Raw genomic sequence first — 14,468 nt, forward strand, 5'->3', positions numbered from 1 at the left:
AACGCCGCGAACGGGATTATATTTTGCGTATTTTGATTTTTTTTACCACCTGAAAATCTTTTATTGTAAAAAAAATAATAGCTATTCCGCAAAAAACCAATGATATATGTATATTTGCTGTGATTTCTTTTTTTACTTCAGGCATACGCATGATTTTAAAAGCTATTTCGACGGCCTTTTTAAAGGCCGAACTTTTTATCTCGGACTGTATTATAATTTTTTTTACTGTATATGCAAAAAAGCCTACATAAGCTCCGAAAACGGAAAACAACAAACTCACAAAGGAAACCAAAGCAATACCGATTTTATTAAATTTTCCTTTTGCCTCTAAAAATCCTTCTCGTGCAAGCCTATAATATGCGGCACCGCAAATACCTGCTATTTTCCCCAGCATAGCGAAAAAAATATTAAATAAAATTCCCGGTATGCAAAAAAAGAGCGCATATATGACGCCTTTTATATAATTATTATTTTCCACCTTTTCTTTTTCGTATAGGGCTTTTGTCCGATTACGCGGCTTTTCGGCACAGGCGCGACAACGCGGCAGAGGAAGGCCTCCGCTGTCATATATTACAACAGCATCGGCCGAACAGTCGTCTTCGCTACATACGATTTGTCTTTCCGGATATTTTTTAAATATATAATTTGTAATGTCGTCGATGACTTCTTTTATTTTTTTTATATTGAACGGAACAATATATTTAATAAAATTCATTTCAACGGAAATGGCGTTATCCTCCAAAAAAACAATTTTTTTTACAAAGCCTCTCTTTTTCCACGATTCGATTTTTATTTTATCACCCTCATCAAGCTGTCCCGGAAATCGAAACCAAACATTTTTATGTTTGTTTCCATCGAATATAACGATATATGTGTTTTTTACCATACCGTATATAAAAGTCCCGTTATTTTTAAATCCGTATATTTTACTTAATTTTTTTAATCCCGAAAAAATCATTTACCTCGCTCCTTTTTATAAAAGCGATAAAAAAACGCCGCGCTTAAAACACGGCGTTTTAATAATTAATAATTTCTGTTTACCTCAGTGAAGCGTAATATCGAATGCGATATACGCGTTTTCGGGGATGACGCCCGGGTAACCGCGCTCGCCGTACGCCAAATCGGGCGGGATGACGATCGTGCGGCTTTCGCCTTTTTTCATATCCTGCACCATCGCGTCGAAACCGGGAATCATTTGCCCCGCGGCGGTCGTAAAAGACAGCGGCGCCCTGCCTTCCGACGAATCGAATACGCGGCCGTCTATGAGATAGCCTTTGTAATCGACGGAAACTTTTTTGCCGCGTCCCGTTTTTTCGCCGCTGCCTGATTTCTTTATTTTATAATAAATGCCGTCGGCGTTTTTTTCGAAATTCGCAAAATTCTTTTCGATCGTTTTGATTTGATCGGCGAATGCGGCTTCTTTCCGAGCGGCGGCCGCTTTCAGAGCTTCGGCGGATAATTTATTAAAATCGTTTTGCGATGCGGTAAACTTTTTCGCGTCTTCGCCGTTCCGTACGATCGTAATTTTTTTGATCGCATCGCCCTGTTTTGTCTTATTGACGATGTCCTGCCCTTCAAGCACTTTGCCGAAAATCGTGTGTTTGCCGGTGAGCCACGGCGTCGGAACGATCGTGATAAAAAATTGACTGCCGTTCGTATTCGCTCCGGAATTCGCCATGGCAAGGAGACCGCCTGAAGTAAAGGCGTATTTGTCGACGATTTCATCGGCAAACGAATAGCCCGGTCCGCCGGTGCCGTTGCCCCGCGGGTCGCCGCCTTGGATCATAAAATCCTGATCGTCGCCGTTTCCCTTGCTGATGACGCGGTGAAACGTGAGTCCGTCGTAAAAGGGTTTGCCTTTCGCCGCATCGAGCGTGCCTTCGGCAAGCCCGACGAAATTCACGACGGTAAGCGGCGTATCCTTGTAATACAGCTCAAGCACGATGTTTCCGCGCGTCGTTTCCATGACGGCGAATACTCCGTCTTTCCCTTGAATCGATTTTATGCTTTTTTCCATAGGATTGCATCCTCCGTACATGATCGTAACACAGCACACTGCAAACGATAATAACAATTTCCGCATAGGCATTTTCACCTTATCAAAAATTAATAAAATTTGAACTCGCTTCGATCGCGCCGCGCACTGCGGGATACGTCAGCGAACGCCCTTATAGAGAACGCGCACTTGCTTATACAAGCCGTCTCCTTCCGATTTCGTGTCGATATCGGGGATGTCGTTGAGCGTCGTGTGAATAAGGCGGCGTTCGAACGGATTCATCGGTTCGAGCAAAATCGAATTGTGCGTCTGATGCACTTTGTCCGCAGTCGTGTACGCAAGGCGCACGAGCGATTCTTCGCGGCGGATGCGGTAATTTTCCGAATCGAGGATGATGCGCACGTCTTCGTGACCGAGCCGGCCGGCATAGATATTTGCCAAAAGCTGGAGCGCATCGAGGTTTTTTCCTTTCCGCCCGATGAGGATCGACGAATTTTGCGAATTCATTTTTATGCCGATTTTCCGCGCTTCGCGGAATACGATTTCCGTTTTTACGTCATAGCCCATCTTTTCGATAATCGTGTCGACGAACTCAAGCAGCTTTTTTTCGAACTCATCCTGCGGCAGCGGATCGGCGACGATCCTCGCAGACGTTTCATACATTCTGTTATCGTTCCCCGCGTGCGACGCATCGGGGGAATCGACGGGATTGACGCGGATCCTTACATAGCCTTTTTTGAACAGCGAATTTTTTTGCGTTTCAAGGATCTCCACGTCGAACTGATCGCGTTCGAGGCCGAGTTCGCTCGCGGCTTTTTCGATCGCTTCTTTTTCGGTTTTTCCTTCATACTCGTATATCATAACATACCTCTTTTATTTTCCGAACGGAAATCGGAACCTTCCGAATGTGTAATTTTCGAAAGCCTCCGATTAATAAAATACGCTTCAGCGTTTTTTGCCTTTTTTAACAATTTTAAATTGTCCGGCTTGCGCGGAGATTTCCGCTTTTTTTTGACGCATTAATTTATTGATTATAAGCTGCTGCCCCATCTGGATGATATTGCTCACCGTCCAATACAAAAGCAGACCTGACGGCGCATTGTAGAACAGGAAAAAGAAAATGAGGGGCATACCGTACATCATAAATTTCATCTGACCCGCACTCGAGCCGGCTCCCGCCGCGGTACCGCCGACCATCGTGATTTTACCGTACAAAAGCTGGGATGCGAGATAAATGATCGGTAAAATGCGGAGTGAATTACCCAAGAAAGAACTTATAAACGGTATGTCGCGATTAAACGTATACACGCTGTCGCCGGTCGAAAGATCGGGAATCCATCCCGGAATAAACGATGCACCGCGGAATTCGAAATAATTGTTAAACAGATCGTACATCGCAAAAATTATTAAAAATTGAAAGAGCATCGGAAGACAGCCGCTCATCGGATTGTAGCCGTTGTCTTTGTAAAGTTTTGCCGTTTCCGCCTGCAATTTTTGCGGATTGTCTTTGTACTTCGTCTGTAGCTCCGTTATCTTCGGCTGGAGCGCCTGCATTTTAAGCGTACCGAGCGATTGCTGTCTTGTCAGCGGGAACATTGCAAATTTCAATAAAATCGTCATGATGATGATCGCAACGCCCCAGTTGTGAACGACTTTATACAGTCTTTCGAGAACCCATTTGAGGATCTTTTCAAGCCAGCCGAGCCAGCCGTAGCCCTGCAGCGATTCGTCGAGTTTTACATTTTCAAGCTGCCAGCCGTTCGCCGACGCGGTATTGTAGATACGCAAATCGGTTTCGTTGCGCGGCCCGAAATAAACGTAATACGTGTCGGCCATATCGGTGCCGGAAAAAGGCTTGCGCGTAAAAAAGGCTTGCGCGTTCGCATAGTCGCCGACTTCCGTACGCGAAGAATAATACGCTTCGCCCGTCATCGTCTCCGGTTTTTCGGGAACGAAAAGTCCTTCGAAATATTTTCCGGCGATGCCCGCCCACATATAATCGCGCTTGTAGGCTTTAAACTGTTTCGTACCGACTTGTACGTATTTTTTTTTGTTGCCGTCGAACGTGATAAACATACGCGAATCGTAGCGGTTCATACGCGGGTTGTAGTGCGGCCCGACTTGCGGTGCCGTGCGGATCGTGTAGGCGGCGTTGTTCGTGTTGAGCGAAACCGTACCCTCGTCGCTGTGCATCAAAACCTCAAGTTTGAACATGTATTCGCCGGGGATAAACGTATAGCGCTTGCCGAACGTGTAGCCGTTATAGCGCTTCGTAAAAAGTACGGTATTCGCATCCGGCTGTTCGACGCTGAACAGATCGTTTATCATCGCTCCGTTCGCATCGCCGAACGAAACGGCACACGCGCGGTTAAAAGCGGAAATATTGTCCGCCATTTCAACGCCTTTATTCGTATCGGTATCGACGTGATTCAGCAATTCATAGCCGATTATATCGCCGCCCCTGTTCGTAAAAACCGCTTTGATTTTATCGGTTACGATCGTAAGAGTCTGCTCGGAAACGGCTTCTTCGGCATCGGAAGAAGCGATAAGCACGGGTGCCGCACTTTGTGAATTTTCAGGAAGCGCGTCCGTAGAAACCGCCGTCCGTTCGGCAGCCGCAGCTCCGTTTTGTCGCTGAGGCGCAAATACGGTAGACTGCAAAACCAAAAACACTCCGATCACGACCGTCGACAACGCGATCGCCCAAACAGTATTTTTATCCATAGGTAAATCTCCAACAAATTAAAAAAATATGCACGCAGCGGCGCGGCATTTTAAAATTATTATTTTACTCGCTGCGAGATACGCGTACTAATTGCACTGCTTCCGAATCTTAAAATTTACCGGCTGTGCAATTTTAAGGAACGGGATCGTATCCGCCGGCATGAAGCGGATGACAGCGGACGATTCTTTTTATTGCGAAAAAAAGACCCTTACCCGGTCCGTATTTTTTTATCGCTTCGATCGCATACTGCGAACACGTCGGCGTATACCTGCAGCACGACGGAAACAACGGAGAAATACAGATTTGATAGGCGCGGATTAAAAGACAGAAAAATTTCGCAAGGAATTGTTTCATCCCGTAATCAATCCCGCTTTTTTACACAATAATCGAAATTGCGCACATCGGGCATCGAACGAATCTCGTCCGGGATACAATAAAAAGAGCATATCATATCCGACATCCAACTGTGCTTTTAATAAACGATAGACTTCACGGCTGTATCTTTTCGACAAGTTTCTCTGCACCGCGTTACCGTATCCGCGGGACAAAGGAAATCCGACGCGATTTACGCGCAATCCGTTTTTTGCATAAAACAGCTTTGCGCCCGGGACGCCCGTTCGCTTTCCGTTTTTAAAAAGCGCTTTAAAAGCGGCGGATTTTTTTATACGTTCCATACGTTTAAATCCGCCGGTTTTTTTCAAAGCGGCTTCCATCGGCAGCTTCCGTCCCTAAAATCAATACTTCTTTTTTTCGTCCGCGACCGACAGCTTTTTGCGTCCCTTTGCACGGCGGCGGGCGAGAACTTTGCGGCCGCCCTTTGTCGCCATGCGCGCTCTGAATCCGAATTTTCTGTTGCGTTTAACTTTACTGGGCTGATATGTCCGTAACATAGAACATGCTCCTTATATAATCAACCTGATATCGCTATCAAGGTCATAAGATATCGAAATAAGTAATCAAATATATCATTATTTTTTATACTTGGTCAAGGCGCGGAAAAAGCGACTTGAGCGGCATTTGTAAGCTTTCGACGCATCATGACCTGTTGTACCGTTTGTAATATTGTTTTAAACCGCAACGCAGCTTGTCCGCGTTGTCGGCTTTGAAAACTTTGTTATGGGAGCTTCTAAAAATCTCAGTTTTTAGAAGCTTTCTTTAGATATATGTGCGATGTTTTTATTCATCGCTTTTTTGTTTTCTGTCAAAAAGTTTTTGTATTTTTTCAATCATCGCTTCTTCCCCGCTTAATTTTGCCGCTTCAAGACAGCTTTCGTCTATAATTGCACCGTATTTCAGTAATAAATCTACCTGACTTTCCCATTGCATTCCCTTTTTTATCGCTTCATACAAAGGGGTTGTTGCCTCAGATGTTTTACACAATTTACAGAAGTCTTCATAAGACAAATTATCGTTATATGTTTGCCAATCAAAAGCAATATGATTCCCTTTAGCATCTACACTCGCGCCCACCCTTATAAAAGCAGAAAGAAGCCTGTTAGCATTTTTAATATAATCCGATATATAATAATCCATAAGATTTTTATCCTGTTCTTTTAATTGTTCATCGTGTATATAATAATTTCCATAACGATATACAATAATCCATGCATAAGGGTATTTATGTATATCTGCTCCATAATTTAATAAATCAATCGATCTGCCTTCATCAGGGAGCGGGTTCGGAACATATCCATAAACCTCTTTAAAACCCGTGGCATCGAAAAACATCGATCGTGCTGTTTCAATCAAAGGATTATTTTGAATCCAGCCGCATTCCCCGTAACAGTAATTCGGATCCGCTCCCGCATCGAGCATTTCTTTTACCTTTTCCGGTTCCCATTCGTATCTTACAATCGCGTTATAAAATGCTCTCGCCTGCTTTCTCTGTTCGTTGGAAATATTGTCAGGATTTTTCCGTATATTCAAAAGCAGCAACCGTATAGGGGTTAATCTATTCAATACTGTACCTTCCTCAAACTTTCCGCACGATGAAAACAATACACAAATAAAAAATATCGCTATAACCTTTTTCATCATTCGCCTCCGATTTTGCATTTCCCTTGCCTCTGCCTCAGTGAGGCGCTCTTTTACCTGTCATATCCGGCGGAAGCGGGATTTACTGCGTTAAAAACTGTTTTGCAGCTTCAGTAGAAAAAACGTACTCATACTGAATGTGTTTTTTCTACAGCTCAAGTACCATGATTTCGAACCGCTGCTGAATTGTCAAAGAACGAAACTGCAAAACAGTTCATGAGAATATCTTGCAGAAAATTCTTTACAAATCGTTTTATTATAATGTACCGATGCCGAATTGTAAAATGCTTTCTTCCGGTGTTCATGTTGTGCCCGAGGTTTATTTTTTCTTGAACTGACCGGTATTTCAATTGATAAGATAAACAGGAATTTAGAAGAGCTGGCAAAGCAGATTTACGATTATTGGTTCGTGCAGTTTGACTTCCCGAATGAGGATGGAAAACCGTATAAGTCTTCGGGCGGGAAAATGGTATGGAATGAACTGTTAAAGCGTGAGATTCCTGTGGGATGGAACAGCTTAGAATTACAAGAATTATGTAATATAAACAGAGGAGCCTCCCCAAGACCAATAGATGATTTCATGGATTCTACAAACACAGGTATCCCATGGATTAAAATTTCAGATGCAACAGAAGATATTGAAAGTCCTTATTTATTAACAATCAGAGAGTGCATTATTCCAGAAGGAAAAAACAAAAGTGTAAGTGTAAAACCTGATACTCTAATAGTCTCGAATAGTGCTACTCCGGGTATCCCAAAGTTTGTAGAAATCAATGCCTGTGTACATGACGGTTGGCTTGTTCTTACAAATTATGAATCGTATTTAAAGTATTACCTTTTCTATGTAATTAAAATGGTTAGATACAATTTATTACATCTTGCTTCTGGAAGTATTTTTAAGAATTTAAAAACAGATTATCTAAAGATATTACCAACATTAACTCCTCAAAAAATAATTCTTAAAAAGTTTGATGAAAAAGTAAAACCAATAATGAAACAGATTTTAACCATGGAAAAAGAAATAAAAGAATTGGTTAAACTCCGCGACACTCTTCTCCCGCTTCTTATGAACGGACAAGTTACGCTAAATTCCTGTTTATCTCAACATCATTTCCATTATTTCGTAAAATTTAATCTATGGGAGGTGTATGTGATATGAACACAAAAACACAAATTATGGAAAGCTTACAAGAGCAGCTTTCTAAATCGTTTGAAACGGATAAAATTACGAGAATTTGCCGAATTCTGGACAGGATTTTGGACGGATTTTCTATTTATAGAATTGAGAAAAAAGAAACAAAGAATCATTTGTTGCTTGAAGATTTTATTCAGGCAAAAAAACTGGAAGGTTGCTCTGTAAAAACTCTTGCTTATTACAATTCTACTTTGGAGAAACTTTTTATATCTACAAAAAAACCTGCTACGGAAATAACCTCAGAGGACATAAGAACATATCTTTCTAATTTTCAAACTATACGACAAGTTTCAAAAATGACTATCGACAATAACAGGCGTATTTTTTCAACATTCTTTTCATGGTTAGAAAATGAAGATTTGATTCTGAAAAGTCCAATGCGCAAAATTCATAAAGTCAAACAAGATATAACTGTTCAGAAGGTTTTTACAGACGAAAATATGGTAATTTTGCGGGATAATTGTACCGATGCAAGAAGCAAAGCTCTTGTAGATCTTCTGGAATCTACCGGAATGCGTGTGGGGGAGCTTGTAAAATTGAATCGAAGTGATATTGATTTTGAACAGCGCCAAACAATCGTGATTGGTAAAGGCGCAAAAGAACGAGAGGTTTATTTTAATGCAAGTACAAAATTACACTTAAAAGAGTATTTGAATTCCAGAACTGACGATTCTCCCGCATTGTTCGTTCAGCAAAAGGCACCATATAATCGGCTTTCTATAAGCGGAGTTGAAGCTGCATTGAGAAGACTGGGAAACTCTGCTAGTATCAATAAAGTTCATCCGCATAGATTCAGGCGAACAATGGCAACGGAAGCAATAAACAGAGGAATGCCGATTGAACAGGTACAGAGGCTTTTGGGGCATGCAAAAATTGATACTACAATGAGATATGCGCAAGTAGACCAGCAAAACGTAAAGATAAGCCATAGAAAATATTTGGGGTAAGAAATGAAAACAATAAAAGAGACAATTCATGCAAAAGGAATTGAAATCGGAATATATACAACCGATTTTGAGAATGAATATATTTCTCTTACTGATATAGCCAGATATAGAAGTTCTGACCCCAGAATTACAATACACAGTTGGCTTAGAAGTCGTGATATTGTTGAATTCCTTGGACTTTGGGAAGTTTTGCATAATCCGGATTTTAAACGTAGCGAATTCGATACGTTTAGAAGTGATGCAGGAACCAATGCATTTACATTTTCTATAAAAGACTGGAATGAAATCCTTTATGGAAAAGGAATTATAACAAAATCCGGCAGGTATGGCGGCGGAATTTTTGCTCATTCTGATATTGCATTGGAATTCGCCTCATGGCTTTCTCCGGAATTTAAACTTTACATCATAAAGGACTATAAACGCTTAAAAAATGATGAGAATTCACGGCTTTCGCTTAATTGGAATCTGAATCGTGAACTTACAAAACTAAATTATCATATTCATACAGATGCAATAAAAGAAAACCTGATTTTACCGGATCTGACTCCTGCTCAAAAGTCATTTGTGTATGCGGATGAGGCAGACTTATTGAATGTTGCACTTTTTGGCAAAACTGCAAAAGAGTGGAGAATGGAAAATCCAAAGAAAAAAGGAAACATCCGTGATTATGCAACAATAAGTCAGCTCCTGGTGCTTGTCAATTTAGAAAGCTATAATGCCATTTTGATTGAACAGGGAACTGAGCAAGGACGACGGCTTGAACTGTTACGCCGGACTGCAATAAAACAGTTGACGACGATCAATTCCTTGGAAATACCGTTATCTCCACTTCCAAATAATAATCTTCGGATTGAAAAAGGGATAGAAAAGTAATTATGAGCATGAAACTCAAAGATATTTGTGAACAAGTGAATGACAGAATTTCCAGTGATAATATTGCTTTGGCTGATTATGTTACTACTGATTGTATTTTACAGAACAAAACAGGTCGCATGATTGCAACTAATCTTCCTCCTCAACACGGAAATCAAGTTTTGCCCAAAAGCGGTAATAATGCTTGAGGATTCATAAGTGCACGGAACATAATCCCGTTTAAAGGCAGCTTCGATTGTGATTCACGTTTGTGTATGCGGATTATGTTAAGCGCAAACTTGTGCAGCATATTGAGATTCTGTTGTACGTTCTTACTCTGCACCCTGCATCTGTCCTCGTCAAAATGTACATCCAACAGCCAATGCATCGATTCCACCGACCATTCCTCTCTTGCATGATGGAGCAGCTCTTCCGCTCGTAACGCTTTACTTGAAATATAATAATGCCATTCTTCCGTCACCCCTTTACTCGTCTCAAATCGTGTATGCACTGCTCCAATACATTTGAGTTCCGGCCATACTCGTCCTCCCGGCTGCCATGAAACATCTGCACTCGTATACGCACTGCGCCTTTCCTTCCGCCCATGTCCCTTTTCCGTTCGTGTGATGCTGTCCATCGTCACTCTCAGCTTTGTATCCTGAACATACTCCGCGATATCGTTCATAAGTGCTTCCTGATTGCCCTTCGCACTTAACAAATAATCCGCTTTTGCCTCAATTATCGCCTCGGCAGTCTCTATTTGACAGTTCATTGCGTCCGCGACCACCATACAGCCCTGAATTTCAAGCTCTTTTATCAATTCCGGTACGGCAGGAATCTCATTACTCTTTGATTCGACCGTTCTTTGGGCAAGCGTCAACCCCAATTCCCCTATCTGTGCACTGATGATATGCAAGGGACTGTCGTATTTTTTCATCTTTCCCGTTGAGCGGATAGCTTTTCCGTCTATGGCTATCGTCAACGGCTGCTTCTTTTTCTTCGCGCTTTGTTCTTTCTCTTCCGTCTCAAGTTTTGCTGCAAGAGCCGGTACAACCGAAGCTACCCATTGTTTCATACACTCATTCAATGATTCCGGCCGTATGATTCCAAGCAGGCTTAACAGCCACCAATAGCACGGTATTCGTTTGATTCCGAACGTTTCTGCCAAAAATGTTCTGACATGTTCGGTCGTTGCCCACTCGTGGATTTTCTTTACGCTTTGCAAATCGCACAAGCTTCCCAAAATCACGATGATAACCGCGTCTTGTACGCTGCAAAAATACCCGTCGTATTCCCGTTCCGTCTCAAGCACTGCAAGTGCTTCTTCTAATGTTTCCCACCTCATACACTTACTTTAGCACTTTATCAACTTTTTAAACAATACTCGAGCAAAAATTGATTTCCGTGCCTCCTCAAAAATGTAACTTGACTTATTATAAGAAAGGTGATGTTCTTATCGCAAACATTCGTCCATATTTACGAAAGATTTGGCTTGCTGATTCTGATGGCGGATGTTCGGCAGATGTGTTGGCATTTCGTGCAAAGACAAATCATACTTCTGAATTTCTATATTCTGTTCTAATGCAAGATAGTTTCTACGATTATGTAATGAAAGCTTCAAAAGGCAGCAAGATGCCACGAGGCGACATAAATCATATTATGAATTTTCCAATTATTAGTGACGAATTAGATGAAGCAAAAATTGGAAAACTCATAACATCAATCGATAAAAAAATATCAATCACTCGTGAGATAAACAGGAATTTAGCGTAACTTGTCCGTTCATCAAAAGAGGAAGGAGCGTGTTGCGAAGGACGGAGAGTTGCAGACATTCTTGTTCAATAAATCCCTTTTGTTTATAAATATCTTCAACTTTTTTATTAAATAATCCTAAGATTTTTGTGGGAGGAAAAGCAAAAAATGTCTTGCTAAAATGCTCGTTTGTAAGATTATTAATACCTGTTCCGGAAGCAAATTGACGAATACATTTTATGAAAAAATTAGAGTGCAGATAGTTTTCAAGAAAATATTGGTAATTCTTTTTGGGTATAATTTTATTACAAAACGCACCATATGAATGTGGCGAATCAAATAGAAACATTGCCGATTTGCCGACGTGTTCTTTACTTCCGCTAGACATTGTGATAATTATGTCAAACTTTTTAATTTTTTGTTCTTCTGATACAAATGATTTATCAACAAAAACGGTGTTATCATCGTAGATTATATGATTATTTGCGATATTGTTGCCTCGAAGGATCAAAACAATATTTTTATCTGTGACAGATTTTTCATCTTTTGAAGTATATCCAACACCTCGGCATGAAGTTGAAATATTGTTTACAGATTCCACTTCCCACCCCGCAGGAATCTCACGCTTTAACAGTTCATTCCATACCATTTTTCCGCCCGAAGACTTATACGGTTTTCCATCCTCATTCGGAAAGTCAAACTGCACGAACCAATAGTCGTAAATCTGCTTTGCCAGCTCTTCTAAATTCCTGTTTATCTCACGATTAACAGAAATCTTGTGGTCTATGTTTGAAAGTAATGCTCCAATTTTATTTTGTGTAGGTAAGTCAGGTGCTAAAATCGGAATATCGTGTAATGTCTGCAGAGAAAGAGTGTAGCGCATTCCGCTTCCAGTTGCATTTAATTCAAAATACTTTTGGATAAAAGAACTGTGCATGAACGCATTTAGATATTCACCGGTCACGATGTTTTCATCAGGTGTTGCAAGTGCGGTGTGATAACCTAATACAACATCGTTAAAAGATTCTGCAATATAAGTCGGAATTCCTATATCATCTCTAGTTTCACTATCTTTTGTAAATGCTACCTGCCCTTTTTTTAATGAAAACTTTGAAATCTCTTCATCGGATGCGGTAGCAGTCATAAAACTTGCATAGTTCTCTTTTGTTATAGCCCAGTTATGATAAACATCTACAAAATTACATAGTTTTACAGTTTTTTGATTGGGTGTTACTTTTTTATCAACATTACTTGTCAAAATATCTGCAATATCACCGAGTTTGTATTCCTTAAATTTAGCCATCATTTCACTTCCTCATGAAATTCCAGCGAATCAAGGCTTTTGAGGATCTCTCTGCCCAAATCAGCGCTCTCTTTGAACAGGTTTTTAAGTGTCTCTTTTTTCTCTGCAATCCGCTTGTTAAATTCTTCCTGAGTAATATCTACATATTCAATCTTGATGTCAAAATACTGACCTGCTGAAAGAGAACAATTCTTTTCTTTTATATCTTTGTACTTCTTTACAACTGAAAAATCTTCAACAATCTTTTTGCTGCGGAAAGTGTCCACAATTTTTTTCACTTCCTCCGGACGCAGACGGCGTTTCTGGTTATTGCCTTCCTTGTATTCCTCGCCGAGCTTTGACGCATCGATCAGCACAACCGTGTCGTCATCTGTTTTTGGTGTACGGTCAAAAATCAAGACGCTTACATTTGTTCCTGTTGTGGCAAAAACATTGCTCGGCATACTTACAACGCCGCAGATTACGTGGTCGTTTACGATGCGCTCCAAAATTCTTTTTTCCACGCCGGACTTTGCCGTTATGAATCCGGTAGGAACAACAATCGCTCCCCTGCCTGTAGGCTTTAAAGAATTAATAACGTGCTGAATAAAACAAGTATAAATTGCCATTTTCGGCTTTTTCGGGTCTATGTTTTTTACTTTGTTCGGAACTCCCGCCCAAAAGCGCATACTGTCGGCAGTGAGCGAGTCTGAATATTCCGGAAAATCAAGCTTAAACGGCGGATTTGAAACGACAAAATCAAACGTTTTTAGCCGTCCGTCGCTTTCTTTGTGTGCAGGTTCTGTGAGCGTGTTCCCCTGAATAATGTTCGGAAGGCTTCCTACGAGATTATTAAGGATAAGATTTAATCGGAGCATTTCCGAGGATTTTTCGGAAATATCCTGACTGTAAATCGAACACCTGTCCTCTCCGATTGCATGGGCAAGAGCCATAAGCAATGTTCCGGTTCCGGCGCTCGGATCGTAACAGGTAACACCTTTGTAATCTTTTCCCTCTTCGGTCAAAAGAGCTGCCATTACCTGTGCTATTGCCCGAGGAGTAAAATATTCAGCGTATTTTCCGCCGCCTGCATTGTTGTAATCCTTGATAAGATATTCAAAAACACCGGAGAAAAAATCATATTTTTCATCAAAGACCGTTTCGAAGTTAAAACTTGTAACCGTACTCATAAGGGCTTTCGCAAAAGCATCCCGTTTTGAGGTGTCAGTAACATAAGTAGTAACCGCGGTAAAAATACTTACTTTAGATTTTCCGGATGTGGAAACAGAAAATGTATCTGCATTCTGACTTGCAATTTCAATCAAGGTTGAATCGAGCAATGCGGAAAAATCGCCCTGCCCCGAAGCATTGTAAAGGTGAGCAAGTGTCTGATGCGGCTTTAATCGGGGAACTGACCCCGGAAGATAAGTAAACAGGTCTTCAACTTCGTCTTCTGTAAAAAAATCGTATTCGGCATCCCACTTTTCCGCTTTCTTCAGTCGCGCACCATATTCAGGCGCTCGTTTTGCTTCGTAACCGAATTTATCATTGAAAAATTTATAGAGAAATATTTCTGTAATGATTTTGTATTCGCTTCCGTTGTTTGCAAGACCGTAAGCTCCCGTGGTTGACTTTAATGAGTCGATAAGCGCAATCGTTTTTAAGTTCAAGTTCTGTTCTGCCAT

Annotated in this window: 16 protein-coding genes; 5 read left to right on the plus strand and 11 right to left on the minus strand. The window is 41.0% G+C overall.

Translation table 11 applies throughout. The features are described from left to right. Positions 1 to 16: 16 nt before the first annotated feature. From H9I35_RS07350 to H9I35_RS07385, 8 genes are all read right to left on the minus strand, one after another. Entirely contained in the window at positions 17 to 958 is a 942-nt protein-coding gene (locus H9I35_RS07350) for a BAR domain-containing protein (RefSeq protein WP_187418777.1), read from the minus strand. 84 nt (positions 959 to 1,042) lie between these two features. After that, a complete protein-coding gene (locus tag H9I35_RS07355) occupies positions 1,043 to 2,083 on the minus strand; it encodes a peptidylprolyl isomerase (protein WP_371809432.1) in 1,041 nt (346 codons plus the stop codon). A 72-nt stretch (positions 2,084 to 2,155) separates the two neighbouring features. Next, the gene (jag, locus tag H9I35_RS07360; RefSeq protein ID WP_016521227.1) at positions 2,156 to 2,857 is read right to left on the minus strand and encodes an RNA-binding cell elongation regulator Jag/EloR; all 702 of its coding nucleotides are present in this window, start codon (positions 2,855 to 2,857) and stop codon (positions 2,156 to 2,158) included. Positions 2,858 to 2,941: 84 nt separating this feature from the next. Beyond that, positions 2,942 to 4,720: a membrane protein insertase YidC gene (gene yidC / locus H9I35_RS07365; protein WP_187418778.1), complete on the minus strand. Its 1,779-nt coding sequence runs from the start codon at positions 4,718 to 4,720 to the stop codon at positions 2,942 to 2,944. 133 nt (positions 4,721 to 4,853) lie between these two features. After that, on the minus strand, positions 4,854 to 5,075 hold the full coding sequence (gene yidD / locus H9I35_RS07370; RefSeq protein WP_187418779.1) for a membrane protein insertion efficiency factor YidD: 222 nt from the start codon (positions 5,073 to 5,075) through the stop codon (positions 4,854 to 4,856). Next, positions 5,072 to 5,395 carry a ribonuclease P protein component gene (gene rnpA / locus H9I35_RS07375; protein ID WP_252722627.1) on the minus strand — a complete coding sequence of 108 codons (324 nt, stop codon included), beginning with the start codon at positions 5,393 to 5,395 and terminating at the stop codon, positions 5,072 to 5,074. Before rnpA ends, yidD begins: the two co-directional genes overlap by 4 nt. Before the next feature lie 60 nt (positions 5,396 to 5,455). After that, positions 5,456 to 5,611 (minus strand): 50S ribosomal protein L34, encoded by a 156-nt coding sequence (gene rpmH, locus H9I35_RS07380; protein ID WP_016521223.1) that lies wholly within the window; start codon positions 5,609 to 5,611, stop codon positions 5,456 to 5,458. Positions 5,612 to 5,897: 286 nt separating this feature from the next. Further along, positions 5,898 to 6,755, minus strand: a complete 858-nt coding sequence (locus tag H9I35_RS07385; RefSeq protein WP_187418781.1) for a hypothetical protein — start codon at positions 6,753 to 6,755, stop codon at positions 5,898 to 5,900. A 466-nt stretch (positions 6,756 to 7,221) separates the two neighbouring features. Here H9I35_RS07385 and H9I35_RS07390 point away from each other — a divergent pair, with 466 nt between their 5' ends. The 4 genes from H9I35_RS07390 to H9I35_RS07405 are packed head-to-tail and all read left to right on the plus strand — an operon-like array spanning position 7,222 to position 9,958. Then, positions 7,222 to 7,914: a restriction endonuclease subunit S gene (locus H9I35_RS07390; protein WP_187418782.1), complete on the plus strand. Its 693-nt coding sequence runs from the start codon at positions 7,222 to 7,224 to the stop codon at positions 7,912 to 7,914. After that, positions 7,911 to 8,897 (plus strand): site-specific tyrosine recombinase/integron integrase, encoded by a 987-nt coding sequence (xerA, locus tag H9I35_RS07395; protein WP_187418783.1) that lies wholly within the window; start codon positions 7,911 to 7,913, stop codon positions 8,895 to 8,897. The genes H9I35_RS07390 and xerA overlap by 4 nt, the downstream gene beginning before the upstream one ends. 3 nt (positions 8,898 to 8,900) lie before the next feature. Continuing rightward, entirely contained in the window at positions 8,901 to 9,770 is an 870-nt protein-coding gene (locus tag H9I35_RS07400) for a KilA-N domain-containing protein (RefSeq protein WP_187418784.1), read from the plus strand. A gap of 8 nt (positions 9,771 to 9,778) precedes the next feature. Further along, positions 9,779 to 9,958, plus strand: coding sequence for a hypothetical protein (locus H9I35_RS07405; protein ID WP_187418785.1), 180 nt, complete (start codon positions 9,779 to 9,781; stop codon positions 9,956 to 9,958). Here H9I35_RS07405 and H9I35_RS07410 read toward each other — a convergent pair. After that, positions 9,925 to 11,094 carry an ISAs1 family transposase gene (locus tag H9I35_RS07410; RefSeq protein ID WP_187418599.1) on the minus strand — a complete coding sequence of 390 codons (1,170 nt, stop codon included), beginning with the start codon at positions 11,092 to 11,094 and terminating at the stop codon, positions 9,925 to 9,927. The two genes, H9I35_RS07405 and H9I35_RS07410, sit on opposite strands and share 34 nt — an antisense overlap. A gap of 80 nt (positions 11,095 to 11,174) precedes the next feature. Here H9I35_RS07410 and H9I35_RS07415 point away from each other — a divergent pair, with 80 nt between their 5' ends. Beyond that, positions 11,175 to 11,522 (plus strand): restriction endonuclease subunit S domain-containing protein, encoded by a 348-nt coding sequence (locus tag H9I35_RS07415; RefSeq protein WP_187418786.1) that lies wholly within the window; start codon positions 11,175 to 11,177, stop codon positions 11,520 to 11,522. Here the strand turns inward: H9I35_RS07415 and H9I35_RS07420 are convergent. Beyond that, positions 11,491 to 12,804: a restriction endonuclease subunit S gene (locus tag H9I35_RS07420; protein WP_215905291.1), complete on the minus strand. Its 1,314-nt coding sequence runs from the start codon at positions 12,802 to 12,804 to the stop codon at positions 11,491 to 11,493. The two genes, H9I35_RS07415 and H9I35_RS07420, sit on opposite strands and share 32 nt — an antisense overlap. Next, entirely contained in the window at positions 12,804 to 14,468 is a 1,665-nt protein-coding gene (locus H9I35_RS07425; RefSeq protein ID WP_187418788.1) for an HsdM family class I SAM-dependent methyltransferase, read from the minus strand. The genes H9I35_RS07420 and H9I35_RS07425 overlap by 1 nt, the downstream gene beginning before the upstream one ends.

The sequence above is a fragment of the Treponema sp. Marseille-Q4132 genome (assembly GCF_014334835.1).
Taxonomy (GTDB): Bacteria; Spirochaetota; Spirochaetia; order Treponematales; family Treponemataceae; genus Treponema_D; species Treponema_D paredis.

What these genes read in the sequence shown, in the direction of transcription:
- H9I35_RS07350 (WP_187418777.1), bottom strand. Translation starts at nt 958, where the DNA reads ATGATTTTTTCGGGATTAAAAAAATTAAGTAAAATATACGGATTTAAA.
- H9I35_RS07355 (WP_371809432.1), bottom strand. Translation starts at nt 2,083, where the DNA reads ATGCGGAAATTGTTATTATCGTTTGCAGTGTGCTGTGTTACGATCATG.
- jag (WP_016521227.1), bottom strand. Translation starts at nt 2,857, where the DNA reads ATGATATACGAGTATGAAGGAAAAACCGAAAAAGAAGCGATCGAAAAA.
- yidC (WP_187418778.1), bottom strand. Translation starts at nt 4,720, where the DNA reads ATGGATAAAAATACTGTTTGGGCGATCGCGTTGTCGACGGTCGTGATC.
- yidD (WP_187418779.1), bottom strand. Translation starts at nt 5,075, where the DNA reads ATGAAACAATTCCTTGCGAAATTTTTCTGTCTTTTAATCCGCGCCTAT.
- rnpA (WP_252722627.1), bottom strand. Translation starts at nt 5,395, where the DNA reads ATGGAACGTATAAAAAAATCCGCCGCTTTTAAAGCGCTTTTTAAAAAC.
- rpmH (WP_016521223.1), bottom strand. Translation starts at nt 5,611, where the DNA reads ATGTTACGGACATATCAGCCCAGTAAAGTTAAACGCAACAGAAAATTC.
- H9I35_RS07385 (WP_187418781.1), bottom strand. Translation starts at nt 6,755, where the DNA reads ATGAAAAAGGTTATAGCGATATTTTTTATTTGTGTATTGTTTTCATCG.
- H9I35_RS07390 (WP_187418782.1), top strand. Translation starts at nt 7,222, where the DNA reads ATGGTATGGAATGAACTGTTAAAGCGTGAGATTCCTGTGGGATGGAAC.
- xerA (WP_187418783.1), top strand. Translation starts at nt 7,911, where the DNA reads ATGAACACAAAAACACAAATTATGGAAAGCTTACAAGAGCAGCTTTCT.
- H9I35_RS07400 (WP_187418784.1), top strand. Translation starts at nt 8,901, where the DNA reads ATGAAAACAATAAAAGAGACAATTCATGCAAAAGGAATTGAAATCGGA.
- H9I35_RS07405 (WP_187418785.1), top strand. Translation starts at nt 9,779, where the DNA reads ATGAAACTCAAAGATATTTGTGAACAAGTGAATGACAGAATTTCCAGT.
- H9I35_RS07410 (WP_187418599.1), bottom strand. Translation starts at nt 11,094, where the DNA reads ATGAGGTGGGAAACATTAGAAGAAGCACTTGCAGTGCTTGAGACGGAA.
- H9I35_RS07420 (WP_215905291.1), bottom strand. Translation starts at nt 12,804, where the DNA reads ATGGCTAAATTTAAGGAATACAAACTCGGTGATATTGCAGATATTTTG.
- H9I35_RS07425 (WP_187418788.1), bottom strand. Translation starts at nt 14,468, where the DNA reads ATGGCAGAACAGAACTTGAACTTAAAAACGATTGCGCTTATCGACTCA.